This is a genomic window from Arenibacter latericius DSM 15913, from assembly GCF_000424985.1.
In the GTDB taxonomy this organism is placed as follows: domain Bacteria; phylum Bacteroidota; class Bacteroidia; order Flavobacteriales; family Flavobacteriaceae; genus Arenibacter; species Arenibacter latericius.
The window spans coordinates 22,761-42,401 of the sequence record NZ_AUKX01000008.1 but is presented as its reverse complement, the minus strand read 5'-3'; the positions used below and the strand labels follow the sequence as shown (position 1 = coordinate 42,401).

15 protein-coding genes are annotated in these 19,641 nt (G+C 37.8%); 13 read left to right on the top strand and 2 right to left on the bottom strand.

Annotated features, from left to right (window positions below):
* Positions 1–184: 184 nt before the first annotated feature.
* From H344_RS0105200 to uxaC, 3 genes are all read left to right on the top strand, one after another.
* Positions 185–2,062, top strand: a complete 1,878-nt coding sequence (locus H344_RS0105200; RefSeq protein WP_026809336.1) for a CocE/NonD family hydrolase — start codon at positions 185–187, stop codon at positions 2,060–2,062.
* Between the two features lie 275 nt (positions 2,063–2,337).
* Positions 2,338–4,593: a DUF7133 domain-containing protein gene (locus H344_RS0105195; RefSeq protein WP_240484946.1), complete on the top strand. Its 2,256-nt coding sequence runs from the start codon at positions 2,338–2,340 to the stop codon at positions 4,591–4,593.
* A gap of 95 nt (positions 4,594–4,688) precedes the next feature.
* A complete protein-coding gene (gene uxaC, locus H344_RS0105190; protein WP_026809334.1) occupies positions 4,689–6,095 on the top strand; it encodes a glucuronate isomerase in 1,407 nt (468 codons plus the stop codon).
* 105 nt (positions 6,096–6,200) lie between these two features.
* Here the strand turns inward: uxaC and H344_RS0105185 are convergent, their stop codons facing one another.
* Entirely contained in the window at positions 6,201–7,118 is a 918-nt protein-coding gene (locus H344_RS0105185; protein WP_026809333.1) for a ThuA domain-containing protein, read from the bottom strand.
* Positions 7,119–7,127: 9 nt separating this feature from the next.
* Complete coding sequence (locus tag H344_RS0105180) at positions 7,128–8,147, bottom strand: LacI family DNA-binding transcriptional regulator (protein WP_026809332.1); 1,020 nt, start codon at positions 8,145–8,147, stop codon at positions 7,128–7,130.
* Positions 8,148–8,429: 282 nt separating this feature from the next.
* Between H344_RS0105180 and H344_RS19730 the strand changes: the two genes are divergently transcribed.
* The 10 genes from H344_RS19730 (at position 8,430) to proB (ending at position 19,635) form a co-directional block, all read left to right on the top strand.
* A complete protein-coding gene (locus H344_RS19730) occupies positions 8,430–9,662 on the top strand; it encodes a DUF6807 domain-containing protein (RefSeq protein WP_034256180.1) in 1,233 nt (410 codons plus the stop codon).
* A 6-nt stretch (positions 9,663–9,668) separates the two neighbouring features.
* Complete coding sequence (locus H344_RS0105170; RefSeq protein WP_026809331.1) at positions 9,669–11,045, top strand: Gfo/Idh/MocA family protein; 1,377 nt, start codon at positions 9,669–9,671, stop codon at positions 11,043–11,045.
* Between the two features lie 196 nt (positions 11,046–11,241).
* On the top strand, positions 11,242–12,552 hold the full coding sequence (locus H344_RS0105165; protein WP_240484945.1) for a putative oxidoreductase C-terminal domain-containing protein: 1,311 nt from the start codon (positions 11,242–11,244) through the stop codon (positions 12,550–12,552).
* Positions 12,553–12,637: 85 nt separating this feature from the next.
* On the top strand, positions 12,638–13,456 hold the full coding sequence (locus tag H344_RS0105160) for an SDR family oxidoreductase (RefSeq protein WP_026809329.1): 819 nt from the start codon (positions 12,638–12,640) through the stop codon (positions 13,454–13,456).
* A gap of 3 nt (positions 13,457–13,459) precedes the next feature.
* A complete protein-coding gene (gene uxuA, locus H344_RS0105155; RefSeq protein ID WP_026809328.1) occupies positions 13,460–14,668 on the top strand; it encodes a mannonate dehydratase in 1,209 nt (402 codons plus the stop codon).
* Positions 14,669–14,805: 137 nt separating this feature from the next.
* The gene (locus H344_RS0105145; protein WP_051254123.1) at positions 14,806–15,801 is read left to right on the top strand and encodes a TRAP transporter substrate-binding protein; all 996 of its coding nucleotides are present in this window, start codon (positions 14,806–14,808) and stop codon (positions 15,799–15,801) included.
* Entirely contained in the window at positions 15,801–16,289 is a 489-nt protein-coding gene (locus H344_RS0105140; RefSeq protein ID WP_026809326.1) for a TRAP transporter small permease, read from the top strand. The genes H344_RS0105145 and H344_RS0105140 overlap by 1 nt, the downstream gene beginning before the upstream one ends.
* Positions 16,279–17,589, top strand: a complete 1,311-nt coding sequence (locus H344_RS0105135) for a TRAP transporter large permease (protein ID WP_205667128.1) — start codon at positions 16,279–16,281, stop codon at positions 17,587–17,589. The genes H344_RS0105140 and H344_RS0105135 overlap by 11 nt, the downstream gene beginning before the upstream one ends.
* A gap of 468 nt (positions 17,590–18,057) precedes the next feature.
* Complete coding sequence (proC, locus tag H344_RS0105130; RefSeq protein WP_026809324.1) at positions 18,058–18,861, top strand: pyrroline-5-carboxylate reductase; 804 nt, start codon at positions 18,058–18,060, stop codon at positions 18,859–18,861.
* A gap of 3 nt (positions 18,862–18,864) precedes the next feature.
* Positions 18,865–19,635, top strand: coding sequence for a glutamate 5-kinase (gene proB / locus H344_RS0105125; protein WP_026809323.1), 771 nt, complete (start codon positions 18,865–18,867; stop codon positions 19,633–19,635).
* The last annotated feature ends 6 nt before the right edge of the window (positions 19,636–19,641 follow it).

Below are 19,641 nucleotides of genomic sequence, written 5' to 3'. Positions count from 1 at the left end.
GCTTTTTTATTGTCTTTCAGTAGTATATGCGCTAAGGATATAATTTATTTCTTTAAATTAGTCTGTATATAGTATGAGGTGTTTCACTTGTACTGCCATAATATTTTAGCTCAAGAGATTTTAATTATACCCTATTCCACTAGAAGAGAGGAAAAAGGTGAAATCATAAATAAACCTATAACTAATGAAACATTACCGTATTCCTTTCGTGCTTTTCCTCTTATTTTCTTTGCAAATTTTTTATGGACAAGAGGCATCCGATATTTTCAAAAGACTAGATGAAATCGCTATTATTGAACAAAAGGTAATGATGCCAATGCGGGACGGTATTCGTCTAGCAACTGATATTTATAGACCTAAAACTGATGAAAAAGTGCCCATTATTTTTTCACGTACCCCGTATAATTTCAATTCTTGGGTAGATGGTGAACGCCGAACCCGAACAGCGGAGCAGGCATATGAAGCGGTTAAACGTGGTTATGCCTATGTGGTTCAAAATGAGCGTGGAAGGTATTTTTCCGAAGGAGAATGGGATATTTTAGGACTGCCGCTAACAGACGGGTATGATGCTTTTTCTTGGATGGCAGACCAATCTTGGTCTAACGGAAAAATAGGGACATATGGTTGTTCTTCAACTGCAGAATGGCAAATGGCGGTGTCTGCGTTAGATCATCCGTCCCATGCGGCCATGGTGCCACAGGGATTTGGAGCAGGAATTGGCACGGTTGGAGACATACAAGAACAAGGAAACTGGTATCGTGGGGGAGTAGAACAGCTTTTATTTTTTTCTTGGTTGTACGGTGTAGAGCATGATAAGTTTAAACCTAGAATACCCGAAGGAGCTACGCAAGAAGACTTAATCCGAATATCAAGATTTTATGATCTAGCACCTAATAATCCACCAGTGGATATGGTAGAGGCGTTAACGCATTTACCTCTTCAAGATATTGTAAAAAACATGAATGGGAAGCGTGAAATTTTTGATAAAATGGTAGTTCGCAAACCAAACGATCCAGCATGGTATGAAGGGGGGCTTTATCATGATACCATGGAAATAGGAGCACCAAGTTTTTGGTTTGCCTCTTGGTATGATGTTTCTATTACCCCAAATTTGACGCTTTTTAACCATGTACGTAATAATTCAAAAGACGCTGAGATCCGTGAAAATCAATATTTAGTAATAGCACCTACACTACATTGTGCTTTTACTCGTGCAACTGAAAACACTATAGTAGGGGAGCGCAGCGTTGGAGATGCCCGTTTAAATTATGAGGAACAGATCTATGGGTGGTGGGACCTTTGGCTAAAAGGAGAGGAAAACGATTTTAAAGAGAAAACACCTAGAGTACAGTATTACACTATGGGTAGTAATGAATGGAAGTCGGCAGAGGAATGGCCGCCCGCAGATTCTAAATTGGTTACATATTATCTAGATAGTGACGGAGATGCCAACACCCTTCACGGCAGTGGTAAGCTAACAAGAAGAAGGGCTTCCAAGGACAACCCAGACACTTTTATTTATGATCCTATGAACCCTGTTAACTCCTTAGGCGGCAATGTTTGCTGCACAGGGAATGCTGTTAAAGGAGGTGCATTTGATCAGCAAAAGATGGAAGAGCAGTCCAATATACTTGTTTATACCACAGATGTGCTAAAAGAGGGGGTGGAAGTGACCGGATTTATTGAATCTACCCTTTACGTTTCTTCGGATGCTAAGGATACGGATTTTACTATTAAACTGATAGATGTATACCCCGACGGCACGGCGTACAATCTTGACGAAACCATCCAGCGTGTAAGATACAGGGAAGGATATGATAAAGAAGTATTCATGGAGGAAGGAGAAGTTTATAAGGTAGATTTAACACCAATGTCCACAAGTAATTATTTTAAAAAAGGTCATCGTATTAGAATAGAGGTTTCAAGTAGTAATTTTCCGCGTTTTGCACGCAATCTAAATACCGGTGGAAATAATTATGATGAGTCCAAAGGTGTCATAGCTACTAATAAAGTGCATCACTCTAGAAAATATCCTTCACAAATACGGTTGCCTATTCGGTAATATTTTCTACTAAAAGTTTTATTTATAGTCATGGTTTGGAAAGATGTGAGCTATTTAGCCTATATGAATTATAGCTAGGGGCTGAGTTATACTTTTATTCCTTACTTCGTTGTTATGTATACTTAAAAATGTTTTATTAGGTTAGTAATTTAAGAGGTACTGTGCTATTTTTAATGATTTTAAAATTAATAGCGATTGGTCAGGAGTTTTTATCGACGATAATTTACTATTTCTAAAAGGTTCATTGCTCAAGCGGTACAAATATTCAAATTACAATGTCATCACAATTCATGGGTTTAGCTCGATTTTTTTTATTGTTCCTTGTTATAATTTCCTGTAAACCTTCATTTAATGAGCCTGTCATTTCTCTTGAAGATTATATCATAGAAGATGGTTTTTCCTTGGAGGTTGTTGCTTCAGAGCCACTGCTAGTGGCACCTGTAGCCATGGATTTTGATGATGAAGGTCGAATTTGGGTTGCAGAGATGCCTGGTTTTATGCAAAATCTAGATGGTACAGGAGAAGAGATGCCTTCAGGGTCTATTAAAATATTAGAGGATTTGGATAAAGACGGGATTATGGATCATGCTAAGCCCTTTTTAGATAGTCTAGTTATGCCTCGGGCATTGGCATTGGTTTATGGGGGATTATTGTATGTAGAGTCGCCCAACTTATGGTTCGTGGAAATTGAGGATGATAAACCTACTAACAGGGTATTGGTAGATTCATTGTATGCAACCGTAGGGAACCCAGAGCATCAACCCAATGGGTTAATGATGAACGTGGATAATTGGATATATAATGCTAAATCTAACTTCAGATATCAACGAAAAAACGGAGTATGGATAAAAGAACCTACTACCCAAAGGGGGCAGTGGGGGATTACTCATGATAATTTTGGCCGACTCTATTACAATAATAATTCTACCCAATTAATGGGAGATCATATTCTGCCAAATAGGTTGGTGCGTAATAAGTATATGGTGCCAAGACATGGTATAAATCAAGTGCTTACTAAAGATCAACGTGTATATCCAATACATGCGGCCTCGGTAAATAGGGGGTATCAAGAAGGAGTGCTAAACCAAGATAGTTTGTTGGTGCATGTAACAGCGGCTTGTGGTCCTTTAGTGTATAGAGGGGGGATGTTTCCCGATGGTTATGACCAAAACGTGTTTGTGTGTGTCCCAGAAATAAATGCAATCAAAAGAAATATTATTACGTTTAAAGATGGTATGGTAGAGGCTAAGCAGGCATGGGAGGGAAAGGAGTTTCTAGCTTCAGTTGATGAAGGGTTTCGTCCCGTAAACCTCTCTAATGGCCCCGATGGAAATATGTATGTGGTAGATATGCATAGGGGAGTAATACAACACTATGCTTTTTTAACCCCCTACCTAAAAAAAATATCAGCAGAAAAACAGTTAGATACCATTTTGGATTACGGTAGGATTCTTAGAATTAAAAATGCTAATTCCCAAAGCAAGAAAAATATTGACCTCAGTAAATTATCTGAAGGAGATTTAGTAGATTTATTGAGCAGTAGTAATGGATGGATCCGAGACCGTGCTCAACAATCATTGATCCATAGGGGCAACCTAGTTATTGTTCCTGAACTTATGAAACTGATAGGAAATAGCGAGAATCCTCTTAGTCAGATACACGCACTATACACCTTGGAAGGATTGGATGTGCTTAATTTTGATATGTTACACGAAGTGGTATTAAGTTCTAGTGCTGAGGTAGCGGCACATGGTTTGGTATTGATGGAGAATTTTGTAGCGGAGAGAAATCTACCTGTGGCTTATGATCTATTTAAAGAACTTTTAAAAAGGGATGAGGTTGCTTTAGACACGTACCTGGCTTCCACAGTTGGTATTTGGGCTAAGGAAAACGAAGAGCTGTTTTTTCCAATTATTGATGAATTGATAAAAAAATACAAGGAAAATAAAATAGTTCATGAAGCGATAATAAGTGGTGCCGAAGCTGTGATAGATCCATTAGAGGTTTATTTTGGGGAGAAAGGTGTTAATGAGGAGTCGGATATGAGTTCAATGATAGCTGTGACAAGGGAGCGGAAAATAAACGACAAGCCTAATTTTATTTATTCTAAAAAATTACCGCAAACGGATTCTAGAACCAAGGGAGCAACATTGTTTAGGCAAATTTGTGCCTCTTGCCATTCTCCTAGTGGGGAAGGTATTGCCGGATTAGCACCCCCTTTATTAGGTTCCGACTATATTTCCACGCATTTGGAGCAATTGGGATTAATTATTCTCCATGGTCTAAAAGGACCATTATTAATAAATGGGGAAACCTATGATGAGGGTCATCAAATGCCTGGCCTAATTAATAATCAGGATATTTCTGATCAGGATATTGCAGATATTATTTCGTACGTAACCAATGCTTTTTCTAATAGGCCTAGATCCTTGAAAACTTCTAACATAAAATCGCTTCGCGATCAAAAGTCCAAAAGTGGTATGGAGTATACTGAGGCAGAGTTAATAGAATTGATTGAAGCACTACGTTAGCAAAATGGTCATGGATTCGCTGCTGTACTGCAATATAGCAATAAGAGATATAGTAATTATAAGATAGTCTAAAACACATTAAACGCCTTTATGTTATGAAGAATTTTTTGGATGATGATTTTTTGTTGCAGAGTGATTTTGCTAAAAGCTTATATCACAATTATGCCAAAGACTTACCTATCATAGATTATCACAACCATTTGTCGCCTAAGGAAATAGCAGAGAATCATCAGTTTAAGACTATAAGTGAGGCGTGGTTGGCTGGTGACCATTATAAGTGGAGGGCTATGCGTACCATGGGTGTAGATGAAAAATATATTACTGGAAGTGCTTCAGATAAGGAGAAATTTATGCATTGGGCCAAAACCGTTCCCTATACCGTTAGAAATCCGTTGTATCATTGGACGCATTTAGAGTTGAAGCGGTATTTTGGTGTTCAGGAGTTGTTGGGGCCTAATACAGCAGAAGCTATTTATGAAAATACTAATGAGCAATTAGAAAATAAATCCCATTTCACACAAGGCTTGTTGCAACAGCAAAATGTGGAATCACTTTGCACTACGGATGAACCTATATCCACCTTAGAATACCATAAAAGCATTCAAGAGCTAGGAATTTCGCCAAAGGTCTATCCAACCTTTAGGCCAGATAAGGCTTTTGCAATAGAAGGAGGAAAAGCTTTTTTGCAGTATTTGGAGCAGTTGACTGAAGCTTCTGGGATAGCGATTAATAGCTATGATGATTTGCTATACGTTTTGGATAATAGGATTCAATATTTTCATGACCATGGCTGCAGATTGGCAGACCACGGTTTGGAACAATTGTATTTCTTTAAAGAAGGGACTTATAATATAAATGATATCTTTCTAAAGGTTAAGAATGCACAAACTATTACTCAAGAGGAAGTTTACTATTTTAAATTTCAGGTATTGTTATTCTTAGGAAGAGCATATCATAAAAAGGGATGGGTGCAACAGTTTCATCTCGGGGCCATTCGTGATAATAATAAAAGACTCTTAACAAAATTAGGGCCCGATACTGGGTTTGATTCTATTGGGGATTTTTCCCAAGCGAGGGCTTTAAGTGGATTTTTAAATGCTTTGGATAGTACTGATCAATTGTCAAAAACTATTATTTATAACCTTAACCCTGCTGATAACCCGGTTATTGCAACCATGATAGGAAATTTTAACGATGGATCCGTAAAGGGAAAGGTGCAATTTGGATCTGGATGGTGGTTTTTGGATCAAAAAGATGGAATGGAAGACCAAATGAATACCTTATCTAATATGGGGCTTTTAAGCTGTTTTGTGGGGATGTTAACTGATTCGCGTAGCTTCTTATCTTTCACTAGACACGAATATTTTAGAAGGATATTGTGTAATCTTATTGCAAAGGATGTGGTAAACGGCGAATTGCCTGCAGATGAAAAGTGGTTGGGTAAAATTGTTTCGGATATCTCTTATTATAATGCAAAGTCTTATTTCGATTTTAATAAATAAACCTAACAACGAGTATCATTAATAGACGCCTGTTTTGTAGAATAGAATTAAAAATGCGCATCAATTTAAGATGCGCATTTTTTTAATTTGGTGTGAAATATTATATCAAGGTTTGCCTATTGGGCTGTCATCGGCTTTTAGGTCTCCAACCACATATTGCAGGCCATCCAAAAAGAAGTGGAGTAGTTCTGGATTGTCCATGCTTTGCGCGTTATGAGAGGGGGAGCTATAAAATACTCTTCCCTTTCCATGTCGTTTTATCCAAGAAACATAAACTGTATTATGTTTTACCTCATGTCTTACATCTTCCAATTTATCAGCTTCTATATATAAAAGCGGTCGAAAATTATAGTTAAAATAGGCATTCTTGAAAAAATAAGGTTCGTCTTCGTGGATAAATCCTTTTCCCTTAAATGCCTGTACTAATACGTGGTTGGGGTCTACTTCTTTCAAGTGCATCTCTTGTTGTTTTGGGTGATAGTCAAAACTTCCTCCTGTCATTGCACTAAACTCTTCAGAATTATTTTGAACGGTGATTGCTCCATGTAATATCATAAGACCACCTCCTTTTGCTACAAAATTTATTAAGTTTTTCTCATAATCAGCTGCCAATTTAGTTATCACTGGTTCGGAAAGACTGCTGTTCTTTTTTAAAAGATCCCAAAACAAATCGCGCTTAGGGCCAGCAGGATTAGAATTGTTTAGGACAACGGCATCATATTTTTTGAGATTTTTTTTGTCAAAGCTAGCTATGTCATATGCAATGGTAACCTCAAATGCTCCTGTTTTTTTTGCTAGTATTTTTAGCATTTCGTTGTTGTGTGGGGTGGTCCAATGGTAAAAACCGGTGTGTTGTGAAAAGACAAGTACCTTTTTTTTGTTTGCTTTTACTCGTGGAGTAGAAGGGGCTGTAGCCTCAATTTTAGCAAGCCACTCATCGTTTACTGGAAATGATTCCAGGCTTTGTGCCCAAAGTGAGCTGATAAAAAGAAGGGTTAAACTGGTTAGAATTGATTTTTTCATAATTGTGCTTTATTGTTTTTGGGTGGATTCTCGTATTATTAATTGGTGTCTTAGCGTGATAGTATTGGCAGATTTAAAATTGATATTACCATTTAAATGACTAATTACACTTTGTCCAGCCAAGATTCCCATTTCATATCCAGAATAGTCTATAGTGCTTAGGCTAGGGGTGACTAATTCTGAAACTGGGTCGTTATTAAACCCAATGATTTTTATATCTTCTGGAATTTTATGGCCTTCCCTTATTAGGTTTTTTATCAGGTGAGCTGCAAACGTATCATTAGCAACAAATATCCCATCAATTTGTTTTGTTGATCTTTTTATGTGGTTAATTGCCTCTCCAATAGAAGTAGGGTTAAGGTCAGATTCCAAAATATTGCTTTCATCAAACTCCAAATTGTAATTGGCCAGCGCATTTTTAAAACCTTTAAAACGATCTGAATATACATTTCTTCTTTGGCTACCCCCCACATAAAGTAAGTTCTTGCAGCCTTGATCAATTAAATGTTCCGTTGCTTCATATCCGGCTAGCTTATTATCTATAATTAGGGTCGCACTATTGGGTAGGTTATGTACTCTATCTAAAAAAAGGAGCGGAATTTCATGATGGATAAAAGGAGTGAAATGATCATAACTAGAAGTGTCGTATGCTAGTGATACTAACAAGGCGTCAACACTATTATTAAAAAGGGTTTTGGCATTTAGTTTCTCCTTCTCCATAGATTCCAAGGATTGACTTATAATTAAATTGTAGCCAGCTTCATTTACAACTTTTTCTATTCCAGCTAACATGGTAGACATAAAATTGGAGTTTAATCTAGGGACAATTACTCCTATGGTATTGGTCTTCTGTTTGCTGAGGTTGGCTGCAAATTTATTAGTCTTGTACCCAAGTTCATTGGCCTTGGCAACTACTCGGGCTTTAGTTTTTTGACTTATGGATGGGTGATCGTTTAAGCTTCTACTCACTGTTCCTGGGGATACCTTGAGTATTTTAGCTAAATCATAAATCGTTATTTTTTTACCCATGTCATTCCTGTTGCATTGTTGCGTAAATGTTGCGGTAAAAATAAGCAATATTTTTATATCTTATGTTTGGTGTAAGTAGTGTTATCTTGCCTTTATGCGTTTTCAGCGCTTATTTATTAAAATATATCATAGTTATTTATTGCAACCGGTTGCATAATTAAATGTGATTAGTTAGATTTGAAGTTAAGGTAAACATATTTAGCGCTGTCCCTGAGTAAACCAAGGGATTGTATCAAAATAACGGTAATTTGTATGTAAACCCTACCAACCAAACCTAAACAAATGAAATATATCTTCCTTGGTTATTTTATGATTATTGCCCTATCGTGTAATACTAATGAAGCATACCTATTTGCAATATCCGACAGTGATAGCGTGCATCAATCTTCACCAATAGCGCTAGACTTGGATGGTTTTATTCTTGGTAACCATGGTGATTTGAGTCTGTCTTATGAGGGTCAGAAAATACCTGTTCAGTTCGATAGAGATAAGAAAAAAATGTGGTTTGTGCATTCGCCGGAAAATACGGGGAACTATAAACTTGAAAAAGGAGAAGCTAAGATTGGTGATGTTTCGGGAATAACTATGACCCAGAGTAATGGAGATCTTAAATTAGGCAAAGAATCCATGCCAATGCTCACTTATAGATACGGAATGACCTATGCTCCAAAAGGAGTAGATTCCCTTTTTGGGAAATCAGGATATATTCACCCCTTGCAATCGCCTTCTGGAGATACGCTTACAAGAATTCAACCTGAAGACCATTACCACCATTATGGAATTTGGGGGCCCTGGACACGCACACAGATAGAGGGGGAACAAATAGATTTTTGGAATTTAGGGGATGGTCAAGGGACCGTACATTTTAAAGAATTTAAAGATGCTTTTTCAGGGCCAGTTTACACAGGCTTCAATGCCCATCAAGAACACATTAACTTAAAAGCTGCCGAAGAAGATAAACGCATAGCCTTGAACGAGGATCTACAGGTTAAGGTGTGGGATTTAGGTAGGCCTGATCGATATATGGTAGATTATACTACAACTTTTAAAACTCCTCTGCAATCCGGGATTCTATTTGAAGCTTATCGTTATGGTGGTGGATTGGGGATGCGATTTACGGAACGTTGGCATAAAGACAATTGTTCTGTACTTACTTCAGAGGGCAATGACCGACTTACAGCGGATGGGACTAATGCTCGGTGGTGTATGGTGACTGGAGAGTCTGCTAATGGTAAAGGGACTAATGGAATTTTATTTTTAAGCTATCCAGAAAATAAGGCTCACCCAGAACCAATGCGGGTTTGGCCTATTGATAGTAACGGGGGTAGAGGGGATATGTTTTTTGAGTTTTCTCCTATTCGACATGAAGAATGGCAGATAGAACCCAATAAAGAATATCAATTAAAGTATAGATTGGTGGTCTTTAAAGGGAAACTGACTAAAGAAGAAGCAGAAGGGTATTGGCAATCCTTTGCGAATCTGCCACAAATTAAACCAACTAAAATTAAATTATAGATTCAGATGCAAAGAAGAAATTTTATAAAAAAAACATCGCTGAGTACTGTTGCTGCGGTTGCCTTTCCAACAATTGTACCGGCAAGTGTATTCGGGAAAAATGCTCCGAGTAATATGATAAACATTGGACAGATTGGTTGTGGAAGGATTGCACGGGACCATGATATCCGTGATACTATTCGTTATGATCAGACTCGTTTTTTAGCAGTGTGTGATGTAGATGCTAATAGAGCTGCCGATGCCAAAGTGTTGGTAGATAAATTTTACAAAGAGAAAACAGGGAAAGACAACTATGTTAATACCAGGGTTTATGATGATTATCGTGAAATGCTTCTTAATAAGGATATTGATGCCGTAGTGATAAGTACTCCTGATCATTGGCATTCCCAACCTGCAATGGAGGCCGCTTTGGCAGGAAAGGATATCTACTTACAAAAACCTACATCTCTAACGGTAAGAGAGGGACAGCAGCTACGAGAAGTAATACAGAAAACAGGAGCTATTCTTCAAGTGGGGACCCAACAAAGGGCAATGCCGCAATTTAGGATTGCTGCAGAATTGGTAAGGAATGGTAGGATTGGAAAATTGCATACAGTGAAAATTGGACTCCCTGGAGACCCTTCAGGACCAGAAGCCGCTGCAATGCCAGTTCCTAGTAATTTAAATTTTGATATGTGGTTGGGGTCAACGCCAAAAGTGCCTTATACAGAGATAGGCGTACACCCACAAGAGGGATATGGTCGCCCTGGATGGCTTAGACTTAGAAGCTATGGAGCAGGGATGATTACTGGTTGGGGACAACACCATTACGATTCAGCAGCATGGGGAATGAATACAGAGCTAACAGGTCCTATTTCTGTGGAGGCCTTGGCAGAATTTCCTAAATCGGGTCTGTGGAATGTTCATGGCGATTTTTTTGTGAAACATCAATATGAAAATGATATTACGGTATATACCAGTGGTGGATATCCTAATGGGATAAAATATATTGGTGAAGACGGTTGGATATTTGTGTCCCGTGGATCGTATCAGGCCTCCGCATCCGACCCAGTAGATAAAGAAAAGAGCAGTAAGGCCTTAAATGCATCGGACCCCAAAATATTAGAATCGGTAATTGGAGAGAACGAAACTCACTTATATAAAATAGACGACCAACATGGGAATTGGCTGGATTGTATCAAGTCTAGAAAGGCACCAATATCCCCTGTTGAAAAAGGTCATAAAGCCTGTGTTATCTGTTTAATCAGTGATATCGCCATGCAATTTGATAGAAAACTGGAATGGGACAATGATAAAGAAATATTTATCAATGATGATGAAGCCAATGCATTGCTGCAAAGAGAACAAAGAGCACCTTACGGTACCAATTATGTAAAGGTTTAGAATTAGGGGTAGCCTAGGTTTTGGAATCGATTTAAATGGGCTAAGCAGAAGGAAAGAAATAAAGCCTATTGCTTCAGAATATAATTAATCAATAAAATGTTAAATTAGAGTCTTATATAAGTGGATGATAATGAATAAAATAACCACCATACTTTTACTTTCTTTATGTATCTCGTGTTCCGAAAGTTCAAAAAAAATGAAAAACAATCAGAAGGAGGATGAGCAAGTAACCTTAATGACCTTAGATCCAGGTCATTTTCACGCGGCATTGGTTCAAAAGACCATGTATCCGGAAGTAGATTCTACCATTTATGTTTTTGCACCCGAAGGGCCAGAGGTAGAAGACTTTCTAAATAAAATTGCATCCTATAATTCAAGAGTTGAGTCACCTACACATTGGAAGGTGGAAACTTCTTTTGGAGAGGACTATTTGGAACAGATGATTGCCAAAAGACCGGGCAATGTAATGATAGTAGCAGGAAAAAATTCCCAGAAAATAGATTATATCCTTGAAGCAGTGAAAGCTGGGATAAATGTATATGCGGATAAACCCTTGGTTATAAATCCAGAGGGATTCCAAAAATTGGAGGAAGCTTTTAAAATAGCAGAAGAGAAAGGAGTGTTGATTTATGATATCATGACTGAACGCTTTGAGGTAACTACAGATATGCAACGTCTCTTATCAGCCGTGCCAAATGTGTTTGGGGAGATAATGGAAGGGAGTATCGAGGAGCCCGCTATAAGTAAGGAAAGTGTGCATCATTTTTTTAAATATGTTTCAGGAGAGCCCTTGGTAAGACCAGCCTGGTTTTTTGATGTAAATGAGGAAGGGGAAGGGATTGTGGATGTAACTACGCATCTGGTAGATATGGTACAATGGGAACTATTTCCTGAACAGATAATAAACAAGTCGGATATAGAAATGATAAGTGCTAAACGATGGGCTACCGATCTGACGTTGGAAGAGTTTAGTAAGGTTACAGGTTTGGATTATTTTCCGGATTACCTTAAAAAAGATATTGAGGGAGATAAGTTAAAGGTGTATTGTAATGGGGAAATGATTTATAAGATTAAAGGGAAATACGCCAAGGTTTCAGTGATATGGGATTTCCAAGCTCCAGAAGGAACTGGGGATACCCATTATAGTATAATGAGAGGCACCAAAAGTGATCTTATTATAAAGCAGGGAGAAGAAGAAAATTTTAAGCCAACACTGTATGTCAAACAAAAAGGAAAGGCAGATGTAGATGCTGCAATTACTGTGGCATTAGAGGGGGATATAGCAGCTATATATCCTGGGACCACATCAGAAAAAATAAGCGATGGGTATTGGAAGATCAACATTCCCGAGAAATTTAAAATTGGGCATGAGGCACATTTTGCCCAGGTGACACAAAATTATTTGCGTTATTTAAAAGAGGGTAAACTGCCCAAATGGGAAGTGCCTAATATGTTAGCAAAATATTATACCACCATAGAAGGGTATAAAATGGCAAAGGGAGAATAATGTCTACTACTTAGAATAGGAAATAACTATTAAATACAATCCGCTTTTAATATAAATGTGGAAATGATAACTAAAAGAATATTATATGAGTCAGTTATTTGATTTAAAAGATAAAATTTATGCGTTGTCCGGGGGAACGGGAACATTAGGAGGATCCATATCTACCTATTTAGTAGAGAATGGGGCAAAAGTGATATTATTAGGTCGCTCTCAAGATAAATTGGAAGAAAAATGTAGGGAATTGAATAGTAATGGATCCGATAATGCCCATTATTTTGTTGTTGATGTGATGAGCGAAAAGGAATTGACCGATTTGCGCGAAAAGATCTTATCTCAGTTTGGGAGGTTAGATGGTTTAATAAATCTTGCTGGAGGTAATATACCAGGAGCTACTTTAAAGCCTGATCAAACTATCTACGATATAGAAATTGGGGACACACAAAAAGTAGTAGATATTAACCTTATGGGAACGGTTATGCCTACCATTGTGCTTAGTAAGATTATGGCCAACCAAGGACATGGATCTATTATAAACATATCTTCTATGGCTGCCAAACAGACAATCTCTAGGGTGCTAGGATATTCATTAGCCAAAGCTGGTGTAGATATATTTACCAAGTGGATGGCGAACGAACTTGCCTCTAAGTTTAGTGATAAGATCCGAGTAAATGCTATCGCCCCAGGATTTTTTATTGGTAATCAAAATAGACGTCTCTTAACTAATGAGGACGGTTCTTTCACTGATAGGGGTAATAAAATAATTGGCAATACACCTATGGGTCGCTTTGGGGATGCCTCGGAGCTTAATGGAATGGTTCATTATCTTCTCAGTGATGCTTCTTCCTTTGTTACAGGTACCGTATATGATATTGATGGTGGTTTTAGTTCCTTTTCTGGGGTGTAGTCTATGGAATATTTAAAAAAAACATTGCGGTGGTTTGGTCCTAATTTTGGGGTGTCTTTGCAAGATATCCGAGAACTTGGAGCAGAAGGGGTGGTAACAGCCTGCCATAATATTCCAGTGGGGGAAGTCTGGCCTGTCGAAGCAATTAAAGCTATTAAGACCGAAATCGAGTCTTATGGGCTAGAATGGTCCGTGGTAGAAAGTGTAAATATCCATAAGGCTATTAAATTCGGACTGCCAGAAAGAGATATCTACATCCAAAACTATATAGATACCCTTAAGAATTTAGCTGCTCAAGAAATTAGGACTGTATGCTATAATTTTATGCAACTTATAGATTGGACTCGTACTAATTTAAGTTACAAGCTTCCCAATGGTGCTATAAGTTTATTATACGATCCCATTGCTATTGCGGCCTTTGATCTATTTATCTTAAAACGGGAAAATGCTAAAGCGGTGTATAGTGAGGAAGTATGTAATGCCGCTGAAGTCTATTTTAACGGTTTAGAACCTCAGGAATTGTCCTTACTAGAAAAATCTATTTTGGCAGGAATGCCTGGCTCTAAAAAAGCGATTCCAATCTCTTTATTTAAGTCTACTTTGGAAGAGGTCAGTGGAATAAATAAAAATGAACTAAAGGATAATCTAGCTTATTTTTTAAAAGCTATAATCCCAGAGGCAGAAAAATTGGGTGTAAAAATGGCCCTACATCCAGATGACCCTCCCTTCTCTGTTTTTGGCATCCCAAGAATTGCCTCTACCCATGAAGATTTAAAATTTATTTTGGATTGTGTTTCATCGCCCAATAACGGACTAACCTTTTGTTCTGGTTCTTTGGGGGCAACCGACTCTAACGATTTGTTAAAAATTATTGAGGATTTTGGTTCAAAAATTCACTTTTTACATTTAAGAAATATCACTCGTGAAGCAGGGGGTCAATTTTATGAAGCAGCCCACTTGGATGGTTCTATACCTATGGGAAAGGTAATGAGGGCGCTTATTAAAGAGCAGCAAAGAAGATATCGTAGCGGAATTGGCGAAGTAGCTATTCCTATTAGGCCAGATCACGGCCATGTATTGTTGGATGATAAAAAAAGAATGGAAGATTTTTATCCTGGGTATTCCTTGGTAGGTCGCGGAATTGGAATGGCTCAATTATATGGTTTGGAGATGGGAATAAGAGAGGCGTTGTTGACAGAGAGTGAACATTAAATACGGTAAATGAGGATGAGTGAATTATTTTCAATTTATAAAGGGGAGCTAGCTGTTCTAATAAAAGGGGATTTTAGTGGTTTTGTAGTGTTAAAAGGTTAAGGTTGTTATCTTTAGTAAAGTAATGGAATAAAGTTATGTGGGAATTTAATATCGTAAAGCGGAAATTTTGTGGATTAATATGGGCGGTAGTTTGCCTTCTAATTACGTCTTGTTCCGAGAGTACTTCACATAAAACATTGTTATTTGCGCATTCCCTACCAATTACCCATCCTGTTCATAAGGGCATCCTATCCATGCAAGAGATACTTAACGAGAAGTCTGGCGGAAAGCTTCAGATTAAAATCTTTCCTGATGGCCAATTGGGGTCGGAAAGGGAGATGCTAGAGCTTTTACAGATTGGAAGTGTTGCTATGACCAAGGTTAGCGCTGCCTCCATGTCTAGTTTTGCGCCAGAATACAAAGTGTTGGGAATTCCTTATTTATTTAGGGATAGTGAACATATGTTTAATGTGCTAGAAGGGGAGGTAGGCAAGGAAATATTAGAGGGTGGTAGTGATTATTTGCTACGGGGCCTATGTTTCTATGATGCCGGTGCAAGAAGCTTTTACACCTTAGATGGATTTATAAAGACACCAGAAGATTTAAAGGGAAAAAAGATTAGGGTAATGAACGATCAAATGGCCTTAAATATGGTAAATAACCTAGGCGGGTCTGCTACGCCCATGGCTTATGGTGAACTATATACAGCACTACAGCAACGTGTAGTAGACGGGGCTGAAAATAATGTCCCATCATTTGTGACCTCCAATCACTATGAGATTTGTAAATTCTATACCCTAGACGAGCATACCATGACTCCAGACGTAGTGGTAGTGGGGACAAAGTTTTGGGATACACTTAATGATACTGAAAAAGAGTGGTTGCAATCTGCTGCCGATGAAAGTGTTGCAAGACAAAAGGTGTTTTGGAGGGAAACGGTCAAAGAAAATATGGAGGTCCTAGAAAAAGCTAAGGTGCAAATTTATAGGCCAGATAAAAGTCCGTTTATAGCTAAAACAAAATCCATTATGGAGGAGTTGTTAAAAGACCCAAGTATGAAAAAAATAATCGATCAAATTAACGACCAATAATGCAGACCATTTATAATACATTAAATAAAATTATTGAAGGATTGCTTGTGCTCATCTTTAGTTTGTTGGTATTAGATGTGGTGTGGCAGGTGACTTCTAGATATGTAGTTGGGCAATCTAGTTCTTTTACGGAAGAATTTGCACGTTTTTCCCTAATTTGGTTAACGGTACTTGGTGCTGCCTATATAAATGGTCAGAAAGAAGGGCATCTATCCATGGATTTTCTATTAGAAAAACTCCCTCCCAAGAAGCAGTATAAAAGACATCGGGTTATTCAAGCGGTAATGGCAATTTTTGCTTTGATTGTTATGGTTATCGGCGGTGGGAATTTGGTGTATATCACCCTAAAATTAGGGCAGTTGTCACCTGCTTTGTTAATTCCCTTAGGCTATGTCTATGCTATAGTACCTCTTTGTGGTCTCATAATTATATTCTTTTCTATTTATCATATAAAAATAACCTTTAACCCGAATAACAATGAGCATTGAAACCATAAGCATTTTTGTATTGTTCGTTAGTTTTCTGGGCCTATTGGCCTATGGGGTTCCCGTGGCCTATGCCATAGGAATTTCTACTACTATTACTTTATTGATTAATGTTTCCTACCTGCCTGCGACTACTACAGTAAGTCAAAGAATGACTATTGGTATTGATAATTTTTCCCTTTTAGCTATTCCGTTTTTTATTTTGGCGGGAGAAATTATGAACAGAGGAGGTATTGCAAATCGCTTAATAGAATTTGCGAAGTCCTTAATCGGAAGTTTGCCTGGAGGGTTGGCTTACGTAAATATTATTTCTGCTATGTTATTTGGGGCAATTTCAGGGTCTGCCATTGCAGCTGCCTCTGCTATAGGAAGTACCTTAACAGATAAAATGGAAAAAGATGGTTATCCTAGGGAGGTCAGTGCAGCAATTAATATCAGCTCTTCTACTACCGGACTATTGATTCCGCCTAGTAATGTGTTAATCATTTTTGCTTTGGCTAGTGGTGGTACCGCTTCTGTGGCGGCTTTATTCATTGCGGGTTATATTCCGGGTATATTGGTGGGGTTAGCTATCATGAGCGTAGTTTATGTTTATGCCTTAAAAAAAGGTCTGCCTAAGGAGAAACGAGTCAGTTTTAAAAAGCTATTTCGAGATTTTAAACATTCCTTATTAAGTTTAACCCTGTTAGTTATTGTGGTGGGTGGTATTGTAGCAGGAGTTTTTACGGCCACTGAAGCCGCGGCCATAGCCGTAGTATACGCTATATTACTTGGTTTTATAAACAAGGAATTAAAGATTTCCGATTTTAGGCCAATTATTTTGCGAAGTGCAAAGACTACTGCTATAGTAATGTTTCTTATTGCCACATCTATGGCTATGTCTTGGTTGTTTTCATTTGAATCTATTCCACAACTGTTTACAGGGTTTTTGTTAGAATCAATTAAGAACCCCTTATTGGTTTTACTTTTTATCAATATAACCTTATTGGTCGTAGGTACTTTTATGGATATGACTCCAGCAGTACTTATTTTCACTCCTATTTTCTTACCTGTGGTAATGGCCTTGGGGATACATCCCGTACAATTCGGAATGATTATAGTTCTAAATCTTTGTATAGGGATTTGTACTCCACCAGTGGGCACGTTGTTATTTGTGGGGAGTGGTGTGGCGAAAGTGCCAGTTACAAAAGTAATTAAACCGCTGTTGCCTTTGTTGGGGGCTATGGTAGGTGTATTAATGCTACTCACTTATTTTCCCGAGCTATCCTTATGGTTGCCAAGAGCATTTGGGTTAATTGAATAAAAGGATTTAACCTCGATTTTTTTCTTGATATTGGATATATTGTTAATAGGAATATAGATAGTTAGGCTTTAGAGTGATTAAAGCATCCTTTTAGTAAAACAAGGTGGAGATGAAAGTATTGAACAATTGCTTCAAACACTAGTACACCTATTTTAAGTTTAAGATTGTATTGCTTGATGCATATTGAAATCCGTACAACTGGCAAGTGCCAAAAAGTATTTATGTGCGTATAAAGTGCTTCGATTTCACATTATGTCAGGCTATAAATACCGTTATCACGGACTTTTGACAAATCTTTTTTGCTAATCTAGTTTCTCAATGCCAGTTATAGTAGTCGATACGCCGTGTATATAGGTTTTAACTATGATAATACCATAGCAACAGATAAACTCTATAGTGCAAAGCGGGGTTTCGCATTGTTTTTGAGCATTATGGTAGTGTAAATTAAGTATTAACTAAAAATTTTACATGAGAGTATTAGTAATTGGAGCAGGTAACATGGGACTAACCTATGCGGAGTCTATGTCGAAATCAAATCTATTAAAGAAGAAGTTAATGATCTTCGACAATTCCCCGGAAAAAACCACCTCCCTAAAAAAGGTTTCACATTTTGAGGTTTACGACAAATTGGAAGAGGCGCTTCCTAAAGCAGATTTAATTTTTGTTGCTGTAAAACCATATCATTGCGAAGATCTTTTTAAAAACATAAAAGAATTTTTAAGTGAAGATCAAATTATAATCTCCATTATGGCAGGTGTTACCATAGGTACCATGCAAGAGGCCTTGGGGATTCATAAGGTAGTTAGGGCGATGCCTAACCTGCCAGCACAAATCGGTAAGGGGGTAACGTCTTTTACCGCATCCAAGGAGGTATCTAGAATAGAGTTATTGACTATTGAAAGTTTATTAGATACTACCGGGAGATCTATTTATGTAAGTACCGAAAAATTTATAGACGCCTCTACAGGAATTTCAGGTAGCGGTCCGGCATATGTATTTTACTTTATGCAGAGTATGATGGAAGCAGCTTTAAAAATGGGCTTCTCCACTAATGATAGTAAGGTTTTAGTGAGTAAAACCTTTGAAGGAGCTGTAGATCTTTTTAACCAGTCCGATCTATCTCCTAATTCTTGGATGGATAGAGTAGCCTCTAAGGGAGGAACCACAAGGGCAGCTTTGGATTCTATGGAAGATAATAATGTAAAAGAACTTATAAAAGAAGCAGCCTACTCAGCCTTTAATAGAGCGGTTGAATTAGGTAAAGAAAAATAAGATATGTATAAAGAAAGAGTAGTTATAAAAGTAGGTACCAATGTGATGACCAATAAGGACAATAGGATAGTAAAGCCTGTCCTTGATCATTTGGTACAACAGATTGCAGAATTGTACGAGCGTGATATTATGACCGTTTTGGTATCCTCTGGCTCCGTAATAGCGGGAATGGAAGTAATGGGAGATAGCCAGATAACCGATAAGGTAACCCGGCGTCAGGTCTATTCCGCTATAGGTCAGCCAAGAATGATGCGTCATTATTATAATATTTTTCAAGATTATGGAATGAAATGTGCACAAGTATTGGCAACTAAACGAGATTTTAATCCAGGAAACCATAGGGATAATATGGTAAATTGCTATGAAGGATTAATGTCTGAAGGAGTGGTGCCTATTGCAAATGAGGACGATGCGGTGTCGCTTACTAAATCTATGTTCTCGGATAACGATGAGTTGGCAAGTCTTGTAGCCGAGCTTATTAATGCCGATAAACTGATTATCTTAACAGATACAGACGGACTTTACACAGGTCATCCCGATGAAAAAGGAACTGAGGTTATAAAAAATGTGAGCGTCGATGAGAATGTAGAAAAGTACGTGAAGACCATCGCTAAAGGTGAAGCTGAAGGTAGAGGTGGTATGGGATCTAAAATAAATATCGCAAAGCAGACCGCTTCAAAAAATATTCCGACCTTTATAGCAAACGGGAAAAATAAACGAGTGATTCTGGATATTGTAGAAGGAAAAAGTGTTGGTACTAAGGTTACCGTATAAGTAATA

Coding starts and splice junctions, on each gene's coding strand:
- H344_RS0105200 (WP_026809336.1), top strand. CDS start 185: ATGAAACATTACCGTATTCCTTTCGTGCTTTTCCTCTTATTTTCTTTG.
- H344_RS0105195 (WP_240484946.1), top strand. CDS start 2,338: ATGTCATCACAATTCATGGGTTTAGCTCGATTTTTTTTATTGTTCCTT.
- uxaC (WP_026809334.1), top strand. CDS start 4,689: ATGAAGAATTTTTTGGATGATGATTTTTTGTTGCAGAGTGATTTTGCT.
- H344_RS0105185 (WP_026809333.1), bottom strand. CDS start 7,118: ATGAAAAAATCAATTCTAACCAGTTTAACCCTTCTTTTTATCAGCTCA.
- H344_RS0105180 (WP_026809332.1), bottom strand. CDS start 8,147: ATGGGTAAAAAAATAACGATTTATGATTTAGCTAAAATACTCAAGGTA.
- H344_RS19730 (WP_034256180.1), top strand. CDS start 8,430: ATGAAATATATCTTCCTTGGTTATTTTATGATTATTGCCCTATCGTGT.
- H344_RS0105170 (WP_026809331.1), top strand. CDS start 9,669: ATGCAAAGAAGAAATTTTATAAAAAAAACATCGCTGAGTACTGTTGCT.
- H344_RS0105165 (WP_240484945.1), top strand. CDS start 11,242: ATGAAAAACAATCAGAAGGAGGATGAGCAAGTAACCTTAATGACCTTA.
- H344_RS0105160 (WP_026809329.1), top strand. CDS start 12,638: ATGAGTCAGTTATTTGATTTAAAAGATAAAATTTATGCGTTGTCCGGG.
- uxuA (WP_026809328.1), top strand. CDS start 13,460: ATGGAATATTTAAAAAAAACATTGCGGTGGTTTGGTCCTAATTTTGGG.
- H344_RS0105145 (WP_051254123.1), top strand. CDS start 14,806: ATGTGGGAATTTAATATCGTAAAGCGGAAATTTTGTGGATTAATATGG.
- H344_RS0105140 (WP_026809326.1), top strand. CDS start 15,801: ATGCAGACCATTTATAATACATTAAATAAAATTATTGAAGGATTGCTT.
- H344_RS0105135 (WP_205667128.1), top strand. CDS start 16,279: ATGAGCATTGAAACCATAAGCATTTTTGTATTGTTCGTTAGTTTTCTG.
- proC (WP_026809324.1), top strand. CDS start 18,058: ATGAGAGTATTAGTAATTGGAGCAGGTAACATGGGACTAACCTATGCG.
- proB (WP_026809323.1), top strand. CDS start 18,865: ATGTATAAAGAAAGAGTAGTTATAAAAGTAGGTACCAATGTGATGACC.